At 73.2% G+C, this 15890-nt stretch carries 15 protein-coding genes; 8 read left to right on the plus strand and 7 right to left on the minus strand.

The window, feature by feature from the left end; genetic code table 11:
* Positions 1 to 13 precede the first annotated feature (13 nt).
* From IEV65_RS01610 to IEV65_RS01630, 5 genes are all read left to right on the plus strand, one after another.
* Positions 14 to 802: an N-formylglutamate amidohydrolase gene (locus IEV65_RS01610; RefSeq protein WP_188427860.1), complete on the plus strand. Its 789-nt coding sequence runs from the start codon at positions 14 to 16 to the stop codon at positions 800 to 802.
* The gene (locus IEV65_RS01615; protein WP_188427861.1) at positions 799 to 1974 is read left to right on the plus strand and encodes a peptidase MATCAP family protein; all 1176 of its coding nucleotides are present in this window, start codon (positions 799 to 801) and stop codon (positions 1972 to 1974) included. The genes IEV65_RS01610 and IEV65_RS01615 overlap by 4 nt, the downstream gene beginning before the upstream one ends.
* Complete coding sequence (locus tag IEV65_RS01620) at positions 1971 to 3014, plus strand: glutathione synthetase (protein ID WP_188427862.1); 1044 nt, start codon at positions 1971 to 1973, stop codon at positions 3012 to 3014. Before IEV65_RS01615 ends, IEV65_RS01620 begins: the two co-directional genes overlap by 4 nt.
* A gap of 99 nt (positions 3015 to 3113) precedes the next feature.
* On the plus strand, positions 3114 to 3992 hold the full coding sequence (locus tag IEV65_RS01625) for a Bax inhibitor-1/YccA family protein (protein ID WP_188429366.1): 879 nt from the start codon (positions 3114 to 3116) through the stop codon (positions 3990 to 3992).
* The gene (locus IEV65_RS01630; RefSeq protein WP_188427863.1) at positions 3992 to 4285 is read left to right on the plus strand and encodes a hypothetical protein; all 294 of its coding nucleotides are present in this window, start codon (positions 3992 to 3994) and stop codon (positions 4283 to 4285) included. The genes IEV65_RS01625 and IEV65_RS01630 overlap by 1 nt, the downstream gene beginning before the upstream one ends.
* A gap of 489 nt (positions 4286 to 4774) precedes the next feature.
* Here IEV65_RS01630 and IEV65_RS01635 read toward each other — a convergent pair whose 3' ends face one another.
* From IEV65_RS01635 to IEV65_RS01660, 6 genes are all read right to left on the minus strand, one after another.
* Complete coding sequence (locus tag IEV65_RS01635; RefSeq protein ID WP_188427864.1) at positions 4775 to 5740, minus strand: DUF808 domain-containing protein; 966 nt, start codon at positions 5738 to 5740, stop codon at positions 4775 to 4777.
* A gap of 68 nt (positions 5741 to 5808) precedes the next feature.
* Entirely contained in the window at positions 5809 to 7032 is a 1224-nt protein-coding gene (locus IEV65_RS01640; RefSeq protein ID WP_188427865.1) for an acetyl-CoA C-acetyltransferase, read from the minus strand.
* A gap of 36 nt (positions 7033 to 7068) precedes the next feature.
* On the minus strand, positions 7069 to 7548 hold the full coding sequence (locus IEV65_RS01645) for a hypothetical protein (RefSeq protein WP_188427866.1): 480 nt from the start codon (positions 7546 to 7548) through the stop codon (positions 7069 to 7071).
* An 82-nt stretch (positions 7549 to 7630) separates the two neighbouring features.
* Positions 7631 to 8614 (minus strand): NAD-dependent epimerase/dehydratase family protein, encoded by a 984-nt coding sequence (locus IEV65_RS01650; RefSeq protein WP_188427867.1) that lies wholly within the window; start codon positions 8612 to 8614, stop codon positions 7631 to 7633.
* A complete protein-coding gene (locus IEV65_RS01655; RefSeq protein ID WP_188427868.1) occupies positions 8614 to 11349 on the minus strand; it encodes an alpha/beta fold hydrolase in 2736 nt (911 codons plus the stop codon). Before IEV65_RS01655 ends, IEV65_RS01650 begins: the two co-directional genes overlap by 1 nt.
* On the minus strand, positions 11346 to 12368 hold the full coding sequence (locus tag IEV65_RS01660; protein ID WP_188427869.1) for a 3-oxoacyl-ACP synthase III: 1023 nt from the start codon (positions 12366 to 12368) through the stop codon (positions 11346 to 11348). The genes IEV65_RS01655 and IEV65_RS01660 overlap by 4 nt, the downstream gene beginning before the upstream one ends.
* A gap of 168 nt (positions 12369 to 12536) precedes the next feature.
* Between IEV65_RS01660 and IEV65_RS01665 the strand changes: the two genes are divergently transcribed.
* Positions 12537 to 13382, plus strand: coding sequence for an SCO4651 family lipoprotein (locus IEV65_RS01665; protein ID WP_188427870.1), 846 nt, complete (start codon positions 12537 to 12539; stop codon positions 13380 to 13382).
* Between the two features lie 12 nt (positions 13383 to 13394).
* On the opposite strand, the gene msrA is transcribed toward IEV65_RS01665, so the two are convergent.
* A complete protein-coding gene (gene msrA / locus IEV65_RS01670; RefSeq protein WP_188427871.1) occupies positions 13395 to 14063 on the minus strand; it encodes a peptide-methionine (S)-S-oxide reductase MsrA in 669 nt (222 codons plus the stop codon).
* Between the two features lie 80 nt (positions 14064 to 14143).
* Between msrA and IEV65_RS01675 the strand changes: the two genes are divergently transcribed.
* Both IEV65_RS01675 and IEV65_RS01680 read left to right on the plus strand, forming a co-directional pair.
* Positions 14144 to 14482, plus strand: coding sequence for a hypothetical protein (locus IEV65_RS01675; RefSeq protein ID WP_188427872.1), 339 nt, complete (start codon positions 14144 to 14146; stop codon positions 14480 to 14482).
* Positions 14479 to 15861 (plus strand): glutamate mutase L, encoded by a 1383-nt coding sequence (locus tag IEV65_RS01680; protein WP_188427873.1) that lies wholly within the window; start codon positions 14479 to 14481, stop codon positions 15859 to 15861. Before IEV65_RS01675 ends, IEV65_RS01680 begins: the two co-directional genes overlap by 4 nt.
* Positions 15862 to 15890: the final 29 nt, after the last annotated feature.

Genomic DNA, 15890 nt, shown 5'->3' on the forward strand with positions numbered 1-15890 from the left:
TAGACAAGAGCCCATGTCATCGACTCACGACGTCCAGGGCGACTGGTCCGGTCAGCTCGTCGCTGCCGCGGTCCACGCCGGCCACGAGCTGCGCCCCGAGATCGCTGCCGCGATGGTCCTCGACGAGCAGGTGCGCCTGCGGGAGGAGGACCCCTTCACCGACCTGATCGGGGCCGCGGCCCCGGCCCGCATCGTGGCGCGCCGTTCCCGCTTCGAGGTCGACCTCAACCGTCCCCGCGACACCGCGGTCTACCGGGAGCCCGAGGACTGCTGGGGGCTCGAGGTATGGCGCGACTCACCCCTGGACGACGCGCTCGTCGAGGGGAGCCTGGCTGTCTACGACGCCTTCTACGCCGACCTGGGCCGGCGGCTGGACGAGGTGGCGGCGCGCGGGCCGTTCGTCGTCTATGACGTGCACTCGTACAACCACCGCCGAGACGACCCCGACGGGGGCGAGGCCGACGTGGACGGCAACCCGGAGGTCAACCTCGGCACCGGCACGGTCGACCCGGTCTTCGCGCCGGTGGTCGCGACCTTCACGGAGTCCCTGCAGGCGCAGCAGGTGCAGGGCCACCACCTCGACGTGCGGGAGAACGTGAAGTTCAAGGGCCGCGCCCTGTCCTGGTGGGTCCACGAGCGCTACGCCGGGGTGGGCGTCTGCCTGGCCCTGGAGTTCAAGAAGACCTTCATGGACGAGTGGACGGGTGAGCCCGACCCCCAGCACGTGCAGGAGCTGCGCGACGCGCTCGCGGCCACCCACGCCCCGGTCCTGGAGGCGCTGCGCGGTCTGGAGCGGGGATGACCACGCAGCCCCACGCCGCCCTGGGGGCCGAGGACCTCGCGGTCGACCACACGCTGGCCATGCTCTCGGCAGGCGTCCGCTTCCTGCTCGACGTCACGCCGGTGGACGCGGACGAGCACCGGGCGGACTTCCTGGCGGGCCTCGTCGACGAGCCGGTCTTCGCCTACCGCGAGCTGGACGCTGACCCGGCCGTCTTCGGCGCCCAGCTGGACCACGTCGCCCTCGACCGCGTGGCCGACCCGACGCTGGGCGACCTGCTGCGCGGCAAGCACCGCGAGATGCGGCTGCAGCTGGAGATGCTCCGGGCGCGTGGCACCGACGACTTCCGGCAGCTGTCGGTCGAGCTCTACGGCGCGGTCGGGCCCACCCTGCGTGAGCAGGCCGAGGACCTCGTCGCCCGGCTCGACGTGGGCGGCCAGCCCGGCGGGTCGCTGACCGCCGAGGAGTTCCTGGTGCTGGCCGACGCCGAGATCGCGGCCTACCGCGAGGAGGACCCGGACGCCGGCATCCATGCCGAGGTCCGGCCCGACGTCAGCGGTGTGCTCGTGGAGGGCAGCACCCTGCTCATCAGCGAGTCCTCCACGATCGCGGAGGTCCGGGCGCACGCGCTTCTGCAGCACGAGGTCGGCACCCACCTGGTCACGCAGGTCAACGGCGCCGGGCAGCCGGTCAGGACGCTCGGTGAGGGCCTGGCCGGTTACGACGAGACCCAGGAAGGCCTCGCGGTCCTGGCCGAGATCGGCTCCGGCGGCCTGACGCCCTTCCGGCTGCGCCAGCTCGCCGTGCGGGTGCTCACCGTGCACCGGATGCTCGCCGGTGCCTCCTTCCGCGAGGCGCACACGGCGCTGGTGGACGAGGGCGTGCCCGCGGGCACGGCATACACGACCGTCATGCGGGTCTATCGCTCCGGCGGGCTGACCAAGGACGCGATCTACCTGCGCGGCCTCCTCGACCTGCGTGAGCACCTCGCCGCCGGCGGAGGCCTCGACCTGTTCTTCCTCGGCAAGTTCGCGCTGCGCGACCTGCCTCTGGTGCAGGATCTTCACGACCGCGGCATCCTCCGGCCGCCCCGGCTCACCCCCCGGTGGCTGCGCGATCCTCGCGCCGTCACCCGCCTCGCCGAGGTCGCTCGCACCGACGACCTCACCACCCTCACGAAAGGCCTGGGATGAAGATCGCCTTCGTCGTCAACGACGTCATGACCGAGAAGCCCGTCTACACGACCACCCGGCTGGCGATGACGGCCGCCAACATGGGCCACGAGGCGTGGGTGATGGGGATGGGCGACTTCGGCTACGAGCCGGACGGCTCGCTCAGCGCCCGCGCCCGGGCGGGCGGGGGCAAGACCTACCGCTCGCTCGAGCGCTACCTCGAGGACGTCCAGAAGCCGGAGGAGGACGAGCAGATCCCGCTCAACGAGTTCGACGTGGTGATGCTCCGCAGCGACCCCGCCGACGACGCGGACGGTGCGGCCTGGGCCAACAATGCCCTCGTCGGCTTCGGCGACCTCATCGCCTCGGGCGGCGTCCTGGTGGTCAACGACCCCGGCAGCCTGGCGACCGCACTGTCGAAGGCCTACTTCCAGCACTTCCCGGAGGCGGTGCGGCCCCGGACGCTCATCTCCCGCGACGCCACGAGGATCGAGGCGTTCGTGGAGGAGCTGAAGGGCAAGGCCGTGCTCAAGCCGCTCCAGGGCTCGGGCGGCTCCGGCGTCTTCATGGTCAACTCCGCGGAGTCGCCCAACCTCAACCAGATCATCGAGGCGATCGCCCGGGACGGCTACGTCGTGGTGCAGGAGTACCTCCCGCAGGCCAAGGAGGGTGACGTGCGGATGTTCGTGATGAACGGCCGGCCCCTGACGAGGGACGGGAAGTACGCAGCCTTCCGGCGCCGGAGCACCAGCGCCGACATCCGCTCCAACATGTCGGCCGGCGGCAAGGCCGTCGCGGTGGAGGTCACCGACGAGATGCTCGGGCTCGTCGACGCGGTCCGTCCCAAGCTGGTCGCGGACGGGATGTTCCTGGTGGGCCTCGACATCGTGGGCGACAAGCTCATGGAGGTCAACGTCTTCAGCCCGGGCGGGCTCGGCAGCTGCCAGCAGCTCTACGGCGTGGACTTCGCCCCGGCCGTCATCGAGGACCTGGAGCACAAGGTGGCGATGAGGGCGCACTACGGCCGCGAGCTGGCCAACGTCTCGCTCGCCACGCTGTGAGCCGGGGCGTCGGAATCCCCCGGGCGGCTCGGTCGTTCTAGGGTGAGAAGTGACACGCGGGGGGACTTTCCCCGCGTGCCGAACGACATCGGAGGTCCCATGGCCGTCAACCCGGTCTTCAACCGCATCGACAAGGAGGCGTCGCAGGGCGGCTACGCCGGCTTCGGCTCGCAGCCGAGCGGCTACGCGCCCCCGCAGGGCGCCCCCACCATCCCCGCCGGCTACCAGCCCGGTCCCAGCGAGACGCTGACCGACCAGCAGCTGCGCGACATGTACGCCTCGGCGCCCGCCGGGCCCGTCGAGACGGGTCGCCTGACCCTCGACGACGTGGTCGTGAAGTCGCTGTTCCTGTTCGGCATCCTGCTCGCCGCCACCGCCGTCTCCTGGTTCATGGTCGGCGCCCAGCCGGGCCTGGCCACGCCGTTCTGGCTGGGCGGCATGGTCGGCTCGCTCGTGCTGAGCTTCGTCATCGGCTTCTCCAAGAAGGTCAACGTCCCGCTCATCGTGGTGCACGCGGTGCTGCAGGGCCTGTTCCTCGGAGCGATCAGCGTCACCTTCAACCAGATCTACGACGGCGTCGTGACGACCGCCGTGGTCGCCACCCTGGCCACCTTCGTCGGGATGTTCGTCGGCTGGAAGATGGGCTTCATCAAGGTCACCAGCCGCACCCGCCGGATCTTCGGCATGGTGGCGATGGGCTACCTCGTCTTCCTCCTCATCAACCTCGCCGCCTCGTTCATGGGCTTCGGCGACGGCTGGGGCATCTACGGTAGCCAGTTCGGTTGGCTGATCGCCCTGCTCGGCGTGGCGCTCGCGTCGTACTCGCTGGCCGTCGACTTCGACTCGATCGACGGTGCGGTCCGCGCCGGCGCGCCGCAGAAGTACTCGTGGCTGCTCGGCCACGGTCTCGTCGCGAGCCTGGTGTGGCTGTACATCGAGTTCCTGCGGCTCTTCGCGATCCTGCAGAGCAACGACTGATGACCGATCCCGACGAGATCGTCGGGACGGAGCTGGAGCGCGTGGTCCGGCGGTGGCAGCAGCTGCCGCTGGACCGCGCGCTTCCTGCTGTCCCGGGCGTGGCCGCGGTCGTGCAGGGCCTCGCCGACGCGGTCTCCGTCGCCCGGGGTATGCCGCTCGACCGCGTCCCCGACCTGGGGCCGGCGGTGCTCATGGACCAGCTGGCGGTGATGGTCTACGACTGGAGGCAGGCGGGGCTGCCCACCACGGAGCTGGCTGACCGCCTCACCGCCCTGCGCCGCACCCTGCCGTGATGCGCCACGGCCGCATCAGCCGCGGTCGCGTGCACAACTCACTCACGGGAGTGAGCCGTGGGCGCTCAGCCGCCCAGGGGCGTGCACAACCCACTCACGTGAGTGAGTGCTGCACGGCATGCAGGGTGAACGCGTCCACAACCCACTCACGTGAGTGAGTGCTGTACGGCATGCAGGGTGAACGCGTCCACAACCCACTCACGTGAGTGAGTGCTGCACGGCATGCAGCCTGAACACGTGCACAACTCACTCACGCCCCACCGGCACGTGGTCGCTGAGCCTCGGCGTGGGCGTCGTCCTTGGCGCGCCGGGGACGAGTGGAGTGGGTTCGGCTCGGTCTGCAGCACCCGCGTGCACAACTCACTCACGTGCGTGACATATGGGCGCTCAGCCGCCCAGGGGCGTGCACAACCCACTCACGTGAGTGAGTGCTGCACGGCATACAGGGTGAGCGCGTGCACAACCCACTCACGCCCCACCGGCACGTGGTCAGTGCGCCTCAGCGGCGTGGGCGTCGTCCTTGGCGCGCCGGGGGACCAGCTTGACGATCCCGACGATCACCAGGCCGACCGCCAGGCCCAGCAGGGCGGAGAAGAAGGTGTTGGTCAGCCAGGCGAGCGTGCCGGAGGCCCAGGAGGGCACGGCGTGCGCCACGACCTCCTCGGCGTGGTGCACGAACTCGTAGATCGGGTGGAAGCCGAGCTCGTCGATGCCCACGAGCAGGATGTGACCGCCGACCCAGAGCATCGCCACGACGCCCACCGTCGACAGTACCCGGAGGACGATCGGCATCGCCTTGACGAGGCGCTCGCCGAGGCGACGGGCCCCGGCGCTGGGCCGCGCCGCGAGGTGCAGGCCCACGTCGTCCATCTTGACGATGAGCGCCACGACGCCGTAGACGAGCACCGTGATGCCGATGGCCACGACCACGAGGATGATGGCCCGCGTCCAGAACGGCTGGTCGGTCACTTCCCGCAGCGCGATGACCATGATCTCCGCCGACAGGATGAAGTCGGTGCGGATGGCTCCGGCGACCATCTTGTCCTCGTGCGCCTTGTCCTGGGTGACGACGGGCTGGTCGTCCTCGGCGTGGTGGCCGATCCCGAACCACTCGAGGACCTTGTGCGCGCCCTCGAAGGACAGGTAGGCGCCACCCAGCATCAGCAGCGGCGTGACCGCCCAGGGCAGGAACTGGCTCAGCAGCAGGATCGCCGGGAGGATGAAGAGCAGCTTGTTGCGCATCGAGCCGATCGCGATCTTCTTGATGATCGGCAGCTCGCGGCTCGGGTCGAAGCCGGTGACGTAACGCGGAGTGACCGCCGTGTCGTCCACGACCACGCCGGCGGCCTTGGCGCTGGCCTTCCCGGCGGCGGCGGCGACGTCGTCGACCGACGCGGCGGCGAGGCGGGCGATGGCCGCGATGTCGTCGAGCAGGGCGGCAAGTCCAGCGGCCACGGGGGCACCTCGTTCGGGGTCGGGGGACGGGCTGGCCTCAGGTTACCTGCAGCCCGCCACCCGAGCCGTCACGAGAGGCGCTCGAGGACGATCGCCATACCCTGTCCACCGCCGACGCACATGGTCTCCAGGCCGAACTGCTTGTCGTGGGTCTGGAGGGCGTTGATCAGCGTCGTCGAGATGCGCGCGCCGGTAGAGCCGAACGGGTGGCCGAGGGCGATCGCACCGCCGTGCACGTTGAGCCTGTCGTAGTCCATGCCCAGCGCGTCCGCGGAGCCGAGAACCTGCACGGCGAAGGCCTCGTTGATCTCGTAGAGGTCCATGTCGTCGATGGTCATGCCGGCCCGCGCCAGCGCCTGCCTCGACGCCTCGATCGGCCCCAGGCCCATGATCTCGGGGGAGAGGGCGGACACGCCCGTGGAGACCACGCGCGCCAGCGGGGTGAGCCCGAGCTCTCTGGCGCGCGTGTCGCTCATGACGACCAGCGCCGCCGCCCCGTCGTTGAGCGGGCAGCAGTTGCCCGCGGTCACGGTGCCGTCCTCGCGGAAGACCGGCTGGAGCTGGGAGACCTTCTCCATCGTCACGCCCGGACGCGGCCCGTCGTCGGTCGTCACCACCGTCCCGTCCGCGAGGGTCACGGGTGCGATCTCGCGCTCGAAGACGCCGTCCGCGATGGCCTTCTCGGCCCGGTTCTGCGACGTCACGCCCCACTCGTCCTGCCGCTCGCGGGAGATGCCGAGGGAGGTGGCGACGTTCTCGGCCGTCTGGCCCATCGCGAGGTAGACGTCCGGGAGCAGGCCCTGCTCTCGCGGGTCGGTCCACGTCTCGTTGGTCCTGGCCATCTCGGCCGAGCGCGCGACCGCCTCGACGAAGAGCGGGTTGCGCCAGGACTCCCGGCCCCCGCCCGCGCCGGCGAAGTCGGCATACCGCGAGACCGCCTCGACACCCGCGCTGACGAAGACATCCCCCTCGCCGGCCTTGATCGCGTGGAAGGCCTGGCGCGTCGTCTGGACCGAGGAGGCGCAGAAGCGGTTGACGGTCGCACCAGGCACCCCGTCGAGGCCGAGGAGCACGGACACGACCCGTGCCATGTTGAAGCCGTGCTCGCCCCAGGGCTCGGCGCACCCGAGGTAGAGGTCGTCGATCGTGGTCGGGTCGAGCGCGGGCACCTGCTCCAGCGCGGCGCGGATCACGCCGGCGGCGAGGTCGTCGGGTCGGGCGGAGACGAGCGAGCCCTTGAAGGCTCGTCCGATGGGCGTGCGGGCTGCGGCGACGATGACGGCCTCGACCATGGGGTCCTCCTCGAGGAGTTCGGGTATGCCGCGAGTCTAGGCGAGCGCGCCCGCTCTACCCGCGACGGTCCCGGCCCGCCCGGCACCCGTCCTCGCGGCCACCGCGACCAGCAGCACGACCACCATGCCGAAGAGCGTGGCGAGCGTGAGGCCGATGCCGTAGGACATCGACTCCTCGCCCGAGCCCTCGAGCAGATAGCCGCTGCGCACGTCGAGCCAGACGTCGACCGCGGCCAGCAGCACCAGCAGCGGAAGCTGCGGCACGGAGAGCACGAGGGTGCGGTAGCTGTCGGTAGCCAGCGGGGTGCGGCGGTTGAGCACGTAGGCCACGACGGGAGCCGCCGTGGCGAGCGCCACCACCCAGATCACCGTCAGGACGGGCGCCCCGGCCGAGTCCTGCGGGTTGCGGAAGAACTCCACGGAGAACACGGCCGCGGTGACCGTCACGAGCAGCAGAGCCGCCCGGACGATCCCCGGCCACAGTGGCCGCGGCGGGCGATCGACAGGTGTACTCATGCTCTGAAGTGTCGTGGACCGCCGCCGTGTTGCACAGGTGATGAGGCGCAGCCGGAGTGGTGTGCTGCTGAGCTCGCCCCGGCTAGGAGCGCTCGGCCAGGCGCGCCAGCCCCTCGTCGATGCTCACCCTCGGCCTCCAGCCGAGGACCTCGCGGGTATGCCGCTGGTCGAACCAGTGCGCCGTGCTCAGCTGTTCCGCGAGGAAGCGGGTCAGGGGCGGCTGGCTGATCGCCGGAAGTCCGGGCACCCGCTCGGCCACGGCCACCACGCCCTCGACGGCGGCTCCCAGCCCCCACGCGAGGGGCGTCGGCACCCGCAGGCGCGGCGGTGGGGCCCCGACGGCCCGGCAGATGTCGGCGACGAGCTCGCCAACCGGCCGGGGCTCCCCGTTGGTCACGACGAGCGCCTGGCCGTGCGCGACGTCGGCCCGGTCCAGGGCCGCCACCATCGCCTCGGCGGCGTTGTCGACGTAGGTGGTGTCCATCAGCGCCGTCCCGCGGCCCACGAGCGCGAGCCGGCCCCGCCGGGCGCGCTCGGCGATCCGACCGACCAGCTGGGTGTCGCCCGGTCCCCACACCAGATGCGGCCGCACGGCCACGACCGGCAGGTCGGGGGCGTCGGCGTTCAGCGCGAACAGCTCGGCCGCCGCCTTGGTGCGCGCGTAGTGTCCCCGCGCCCGCATCGGGGTCGCCGGGGCTGCCGGCGCACCGACCAGCGACCGCCCCGTGTGGGCCACCGACGGCGAGGACACCTGCACGAGGCGTCCGCCGCCCTGCGCGCGGAGGGCCTCCACCACATACATCGTGCCGCGCGCGTTGGTGTCGACGAAGTCCATCCACGGCCCGACCACGTCGACCTTGGCGGCGAGGTGGACCACTGCGTCCTGGCCGCGCACCGCGCGCTCGACGTCGGCGCGCGAGCGCACGTCGCCGAGCCGCTCCCGATGGCGCCCGCCGGCTGTCCGCCGCTGCATCACCGTCACGTCGTCGCCGCGCCGGGCGAGCAGGTCGGCGACCGCCCGCCCGAGCATCCCGCTGGCGCCGGTGACGAGCACCGTGCGCGCCATCAGCGGCTCCGCCTGCGCGGCGCCCCGTGAGGCAGCAGCCTCCGCAGCCGCCCGGCGGGCGAACGCCCGTGCAGCACCCCGTCGGCCCAGTCCGCGAGCGCGGTCCGGTCGACCTTGCTCGCGTGCCGCACGTCAACGGGGAGCCAGTCGCGCACGAGCACCGCCGAGACAGGCACGGGTGCCGCAGCCCGACGCACCGCCGCCGCCACCCCGGCCGGCGCCAGGACCGCGCCGCCCAGGGGCGCCCCGAGCAGCCGTGCGGGGGCAGCGGCGCGCAACGCGGGCACCACGACGACCACGACCTGCTGCGCCCCCTCCGGGCCCACGCCCACCACCGCGGCGGTCTCCACCCCGGCGACGCCCCGCACGCGGTCCTCGACCGGGTAGGGCGTCACCGGTCCGTCGGCGCCGCGCACCACGTGCGCGAGCCGCCCCTCGACCCAGAGCCTCCCGTGCAGGTCGAGCCGGCCGACGTCGCCGGTCCGGTGCCAGCCGGGTGGCGTCGTGCTGGCCCGCTGCCGCGCCCAGTCGCGGTCGTAACGGTCCTTGACGTGCGCGCCGCGCACGAGGATCTCGCCGACCACGCCCGGCTCCGTCGCGGGCCTGGTCGCGGGCACGCCGAGGGCGTCCAGCCCCGCGATGCCCACCTGGACGCCCGCTACGGGTGCGCCGACGCACACGCCGCCCTTCCCGCCGCCCCCACGGACGTCCCCCTCAGCGGTCCCGACCGTCGTCGGGTCCAGGGTCGCGACGGGCAGCGCCTCGGTCATCCCGTAGGGCGTCTGCGTCTCCGCCGCGGGCAGCAGCCGGCGTACCTCCTCAAGGAGGGCGAGCGGCACCGGCGCCCCCGCCGACAGCACCAGCCGCGGGCCGGCCAGCGCCGCGCGCCGCGCCGCGTCCAGACCCTCGGCCGTCGCGACCACGTTGCGGAGCGCGGCCGGTGCGGCGAAGACCACCGAGGCGTCGACCGCTCGCACCGCGTCCGCGAGCGCGCTCGCGGTCAGCGTCCCCGGCGCGGTCACGTCCATGTCCGGGACCGCGCTCGTCATCCCCAGCGCCGGCCCGTAGAGGGCGAAGGGCGCGAACGCCGCCACCAGCCGCTCCCCGGGCGCGAGGCCGAAGGTGTCACGCAGCACCGCCAGCTGCGCCGCCAGCTGGTCGCGCGTGTAGACGACACCCTTCGGCGGGCCGGTCGCGCCGGAGGTGAAGAGGACCGCGCCGTCGGCGTCCTCCGCCACCTCGTCCGGGCCCGGCAGCCCGGCCCCGTCGCGCCCCGCGCCGAGACCCCTGCCGAGCAGCGCCAGGGCCTCCAGCTCGGGGCCGCCGGGCTCGACCCGCAGGCGTTCGCCCGGCACCCGTGTCGTCGCGGCCAGGGCGAGCGCCCGCACGATCCCGACGACCAGCCGCGGGGCAGCGGAGCGCAGCGCCCCGCCGAGCCGCCCCAGACCGAGCCCGGCGTCCGCGACGACCACGACCGCGCCGAGCCGCCACACGGCATACACGAGGGTGGTCAGCTCGGCACCGGGCGGCACGAGGAGGGCCACGCGGTCCCCGGGACGGATCCCGCGCAGCGCGAGGCCGCGGGCGACGTCGTCGACCGCGGCGGCCAGCTCGGCGAAGCTCACCGACCGACCGCCCTCGCGCAGCTCGACGACCGCCGGCCGGTCAGGATGGGTGAGGTCCACGCGCACCGGCAGGCGCGGCCCGCCGGGCTCCCGCTCCGCGTGGTCCCGGTATGCCGTGGCGCTCGCCCCGAGCGTCTCCTCCAGCCAGCGCCAGAGGACGTCGACGCCCTCAGGCCGGTCCTCGAGCACGAGGTGCGAGGCGTCCGCGTAGCGCTGGACGTCGGCCTGGGGGAGGCGCTCGACGAGGTCGGCCAGGTAGCGCTCGCCGAACACCGGGTCGCGCGGCCCCCAGACGAGCAGCGCCGGGACCTCGAGCTCCCGGACCCCCTCGGCGATCCGCTCGAGCGCGGCGCGGCTGGGGTGGTCGTCCTCGAAGGGGATGTCACGCACGAAGTCGGCGACGGCCGCCCGCCGCCCGGAGGTCAGGTAGGGCGCCGCGAAGCCGGCACGGACCTCCCGCGGCAGCGGGGGCAGCGACAGTGCGGTGGTCGCCCGCACGAACAGGGGGGAGCGACGGCATACCTGGTCCAGCAGCGCCGGTGTCCGCGCCAGCCGAATGAGAGCCGGCGGCGCACTGTCCGCAGGCTGGTGGACGGCCGTGTTGGTGAGCACGATCCCGGCCAGCCGCTCCCGGTGGCGCAGCGCCCAGCCGAGGCTGACCGGCCCGCCCCAGTCGTGCGCCAGCGTGAAGACCGGGCCCTCGAGCGCGAGGGCCTCCGTGATGCCGTCGAGGTCGTCGACGCGCTGGGCGAGGGTGCGCGGGACCGCCGGGCGGGTGGAGAAGCCCATCCCCAGCTGGTCGACGGCGACCACGCGCCAGCCGGGCGGGGCCTGGGCGAGCACGCGGCGCCACAGGTAGGACCACGTCGGGTTGCCGTGCACGCACAGCAGCGTCGCGACGACCGCCTCGCCACGCTCCGCCAGCAGCGGACCGGTGTCCAGCACGTGCCAGCCGCGTCGCACGCCGTCGGCGTCGGGCGCGTCCACCACGCGGGACCAGCGAGGGTCCAGGCCGGGGACGCCGGGCGCCGGCAGCCCCGCGGCGTCCTGCGTCGAGACCCCGGCCGGTCCGTGGACGTGCTGGCGGGCCGGCCCCCTGACGTCGCTCACCAGACCAGCTCGAGGCAGGTCATGTTGAGGCCCGACCCGATCCCCATGAGCAGCACGCGGTCGCCCTGCTCCAGGTGCGGGGCCTCCTTGGCGAGCGTGATCGGCACGGCCGCCGGGCCGACGTTGCCGTAGGTGGGGAAGGTCAGCGGGATGCGCGACCGGTCCAGGCCCAGCGCCTGGGCGGTCCGGCTGGTGTGCACCCTGGAGACCTGGTGGACGATGTAGCGGTCCATGTCGGCCCAGTCGAACTCGGCGGACGCCTCCTTCCACAGGTCGGCGGCCAGACCCATCCCCGAGACGAGCAGTCCCTGGGTGTCGGTGCGCATCCGGTCGAAGTCGCCGACGCAGAGGTCGTGGTGCTCGGTCGCGGCCCGGCTCGCGCCCCCGACCACCCGGTGCCCCTCGGGGTGGGCGCTGGCCCGGCCCAGGACCATCGCCGCGGCGCCGGAGCCGAGGGTGAGCGTCGCGAACTGGCTGACGATGTCCTCCGCCGTCGAGTCCTCGCCCGACAGGCGCGCGATCGTGCGCTCCTGCGGCTCCCGCGAGCCCTCGCCGTCGACGATGAGCGCGTAGTCGATCTGACCGGCGTCGATCATGCTGGCCGCGAGCTGCATCCCGTTGACGAAGCCCAGGCAGGCGTTGGTGAGGTCGAAGTTGAGGCAGTGCGTGGCCAGGCCGAGCTCGTGGTGGACCCGGACCGCGATCGAGGGCTCCAGGTGCGCGCGGCTCACCGAGGTGTTGACCAGGAGGCCGACCCGGGACGGGTCGACCTCCGCCTCCTCCAGCGCCAGACGGCCCGCCTCGATCGCCCCGTCGACGAAGTCCTGGCCCTCCTCCCACCAGCGGCGCTCGGTGATCCCCGCCAGAGCCGCCAGCATCCCCGGACGCAGCCCGTTGCGCGCGTAGGCGTCCCCGATCATCGCGTCGAACTCCTCCGACGTCCGGACGACGGGAGCGTCCACGGCGGTGACCGAGAGCACGGCGGTGTCGGTGGTGCGGAAGGTGGCGTTGCCGTTCACGGAAGGGGACCTCGCAGTCGGTGGGGAACACGTCATTCGACCACAGCGCCCTGACGTGGCGAGAACTCAAGAGCCTTCCAGCCGCCTGTGACACGATGGGCGGCGTACGGGCTCGCGACGCTGCCCGCCGGCGCTCGCCGGCCGCTTCCACGGGGAAGGACACCACCGATGACCACCACCCGCACCCGCCTGGCCTCGGTCCTCGGCGCAGGGGCGCTCGTGCTCGCGCTCGGCGCCTGCAGCGACGACTCCGGGACCGACGCCGGCGCGCCGACCTCGGGCGAGAGCACCTCCGCCCAGCCCACCGCCCCCGAGGTCGCGGAGGGGGAGGAGGTCGACATCGCCGAGTTCGTGGCGATGATGAAGTCCCCCGGCGAGGAGAAGCTCTCGTCCTACACCATGACGATGAACATGAAGACGGGCGGCGAGGACCTCACCATGGAGGGCGCCGTGGACGTCTCCGGCGAGGACCCTGCCCTGGACCTCGACATGGCCGTCCCCGGCGCCGGCAAGATGCAGATGCGCATGGTCGACGGGCGCCTCTTCATGGCGATGCCCGGGATCACCCCTGAGGGAAAGTTCATGGAGGTGCCGCCGGAGCAGCTCGGGGACACCGCGAGCGCGCTCGAGGAGGTGGACATCACCTCCCAGATGGACACCTGGGAGCAGGCCGCTCGCAAGGTCGTCTACGTCGGTGAGGAGGACGTCGACGGCACCACGATGCGCCACTACTCCGTCACCGTCGACAGCGCCGCCGCCATGGACGCGGCCGGCGTGACCGGTGGCGACGCCGCGGCGGCCTCCTCGGCGATGGGTGAGGAGTTCGTCTACGAGGTCTGGCTGGACGACGACAACCTCATGCGCAAGCTGGCCTTCGACATGGAGGGCACCATCACCGAGATGTTCGCCGACAACTGGGGCGAGCCCCAGGACATCCAGGCACCGCCGGCCGAGGACATCGTCGACGGAATCGGTGGCGACGCCGACTCCGACAGCGAGACCAGCGACGGCTGACGCACCGCCGGCTCAGGAGGGCGGGAGCACGTCCTCCTGGGCCGGCAGCTCGTCCTGCCGCACCAGGCCCACCGGGCAGGTGTAGCCGTTGGGCCCGTGGTTGCAGTACCCGCCGGGGTTCTTGTGGAGGTACTGCTGGTGGTAGTCCTCGGCGTAGTAGAACGGCCCGGCGTCCTGCGCCGACCGCAGCTCGGTGACGATCCGTCCGTGGCCCGCGGCCATGATCACCTGCTCGAAGGCGTCGCGGGTCGCGCGCGCGGCGGCCTCCTGCTCCGGAGTGGTCCAGAAGATCGCCGAGCGGTACTGCGTGCCGATGTCGTTGCCCTGGCGGTTCGGGGTGGTCGGGTCGTGGTTCTCCCAGAACGCCTTGAGCAGCAGCTCCGGACTCGTCCGGGACCGGTCGTAGGCGACCAGCACGGTCTCGGTGTGGCCGGTGCGCCCGGTGCACGTCTCCTGGTAGGTGGGGTTGGGGGTCTGCCCGCCCATGTAGCCGGCCGCCGTGCTCACCACTCCCGGCAGCTGCCAGAAGATGCGCTCGGCTCCCCAGAAGCAGCCCATCGCGACGTAGAGGACCTCGGTGCCCTCCGGCCACGGCCCCTGCAGCTGCGTGCCGAGGACCTCGTGACGCGTGGGGATGCCGGGCAGCGGCTTCGCCCGGCCTGGCAGGTAGGTGGTCTCCATCCCTCGAGTCTCGCACGGGCGACCGACGGACCCGGCCTGTCCGGTGGCGAAGCACCCGCCCGCTGTGGCACCTTGCCCTCATGCCCATGCTCCCTCACGCTCCGCTCGTGACGGCCGCCGTCGAGGACGGCCTGGCCGGCAGCGACTGGCTGGTCTACGTGATCCTGCCCGTGCTGCTGATCCTCGCCGGCGCCTACCTCTACCTCAGGGGACGGGCCGCGCACCGGGAGGCCACCCGCCTGCGGTCGGGCTTCGGCGGCCCGCCCGGGTCGGCCGACATCGGCACCGAGCTGGGCTTCGGCGTCGAGAACAACCGGGCCACCGTCCTTGCCGCCCAGCGCCAGATGCTCTGGGGCGGCATCCTCGGCGGCGTCGGGCTGGTCTGGCTCGTCGTCGGCCTGCTGGTCGCCCTCCTGTGACGCGCCTCCTGGTCGACGTCGGGTCGACGTTCACCAAGGCCGCCCTCGTCGACGACGGGGGCGGTCTCGTCGCGAGGGCCTCGGTGCCGACCACCGTGGGTCCCGGCCGCGACGTCCTGGAGGGTGTGGTCTCGGTATGCCGTGAGCTCGCCCTGCAGGGCTCGGTCGCCCGGGCGGGGGCGGGGGCCGCCGCGGCGCGCGTGCCCGATCCGCTCGACCCCGCCCAGCGGGACCGGGTGCTCGTCTGCTCGAGCGCGGGCGGCGGCCTGCGGCTGGCGGTCGTGGGATACGAGCGGGCGGTGACCGCCGAGGCCGGCCACCGGGTCGGGTTGTCGGCGGGGGCCAAGGTCGTGCACGTGGCGGCCGGGGCGCTCACGCCGGCGGACGTGGCGGCGCTGCGCGCCGCGCGCCCGGACGTGGTGCTGCTCGTGGGCGGGACGGACGGCGGCAACGCGGATGTGCTGCTCCACAACGCGCGACGGCTCGCACGCTCCAGGGTGGGCGCGCCGGTCGTGGTCGCCGGCAACGCGGCCGCGCGCGCCGAGGTCGCGAGCGAGCTGGCAGCCACCGGCCGAAGGGTCCGGCTGACCGACAACGTGCTGCCGCGGATCGGCGTGGTCGAGCCCGGCCCGGCGCGCCGGGCGATCCGCGAGGTCTTCCTGGAGCACGTCATCGGCGGCAAGGGCCTGTCGAGAGGACCGCGGTTCGGCCGGCTGGTGCGGGCAGCGACGCCCGACGCGGTGCTGGCCGGCGTCGAGGTGCTGGCCGACGTCATGGGCGGGGACGTCATGGTGGTCGACGTCGGCGGTGCCACCACCGACGTCTACTCCGTCCTCACCCCCCAGGGGGAGGACGCGACCCTGCGCAAGCACGTCGTCGCCACGCTCTGGCACGCGCGCACCGTCGAGGGCGACCTGGGGATGCGCTGGGGCGCTCCTGGCGTCCTGGAGGCGGCGTCGGCCGAACACCTTGACCCGGGCGTCGACGGGGCGGCGCTGGCCGGCTGGGTCGCGCGGGTGCACGAGGATCCCGCCACGCTGCCCACGACCCGCACGGAGGAGGAGCTCGACCTGGAGCTGGCCCGCCTCGCCGCGACCGTCGCCGCCCGTCGGCACGGTCGCCCGGGCGCACCCGGTGAGGCCCCGCGCCCGCTCAAGGACGTGGGCCTGGTGCTGGGCTCGGGCGGTGTCCTGAGGCACGCGCCGGAGGGTGGCGCCGGCCGGGTGCTGGGCGCGGTGCTGGACGACCACGGCGGTGGCTGGCGCCCGCCCGCCGCAGCACGGGTCGGCGTGGACACGGCATACCTCCTCTTCGCCGCGGGACTGCTGGCCGAGAAGGAGCCCGACCTCGCCCGCGCCGTGGCGGCCCAGATCGCCTGACACGGCGGCGCGGAGGAGGGACCGGACCC

The organism is Ornithinimicrobium tianjinense (assembly GCF_014636495.1).
In the GTDB taxonomy this organism is placed as follows: domain Bacteria; phylum Actinomycetota; class Actinomycetes; order Actinomycetales; family Dermatophilaceae; genus Ornithinicoccus; species Ornithinicoccus tianjinensis.

Excerpts from the sequence above, each read along its gene's own strand:
- IEV65_RS01610 (WP_188427860.1), top strand. The coding sequence starts at position 14 with ATGTCATCGACTCACGACGTCCAGGGCGACTGGTCCGGTCAGCTCGTC.
- IEV65_RS01615 (WP_188427861.1), top strand. The coding sequence starts at position 799 with ATGACCACGCAGCCCCACGCCGCCCTGGGGGCCGAGGACCTCGCGGTC.
- IEV65_RS01620 (WP_188427862.1), top strand. The coding sequence starts at position 1,971 with ATGAAGATCGCCTTCGTCGTCAACGACGTCATGACCGAGAAGCCCGTC.
- IEV65_RS01625 (WP_188429366.1), top strand. The coding sequence starts at position 3,114 with ATGGCCGTCAACCCGGTCTTCAACCGCATCGACAAGGAGGCGTCGCAG.
- IEV65_RS01630 (WP_188427863.1), top strand. The coding sequence starts at position 3,992 with ATGACCGATCCCGACGAGATCGTCGGGACGGAGCTGGAGCGCGTGGTC.
- IEV65_RS01640 (WP_188427865.1), bottom strand. The coding sequence starts at position 7,032 with ATGGTCGAGGCCGTCATCGTCGCCGCAGCCCGCACGCCCATCGGACGA.
- IEV65_RS01645 (WP_188427866.1), bottom strand. The coding sequence starts at position 7,548 with ATGAGTACACCTGTCGATCGCCCGCCGCGGCCACTGTGGCCGGGGATC.
- IEV65_RS01650 (WP_188427867.1), bottom strand. The coding sequence starts at position 8,614 with ATGGCGCGCACGGTGCTCGTCACCGGCGCCAGCGGGATGCTCGGGCGG.
- IEV65_RS01665 (WP_188427870.1), top strand. The coding sequence starts at position 12,537 with ATGACCACCACCCGCACCCGCCTGGCCTCGGTCCTCGGCGCAGGGGCG.
- msrA (WP_188427871.1), bottom strand. The coding sequence starts at position 14,063 with ATGGAGACCACCTACCTGCCAGGCCGGGCGAAGCCGCTGCCCGGCATC.
- IEV65_RS01675 (WP_188427872.1), top strand. The coding sequence starts at position 14,144 with ATGCCCATGCTCCCTCACGCTCCGCTCGTGACGGCCGCCGTCGAGGAC.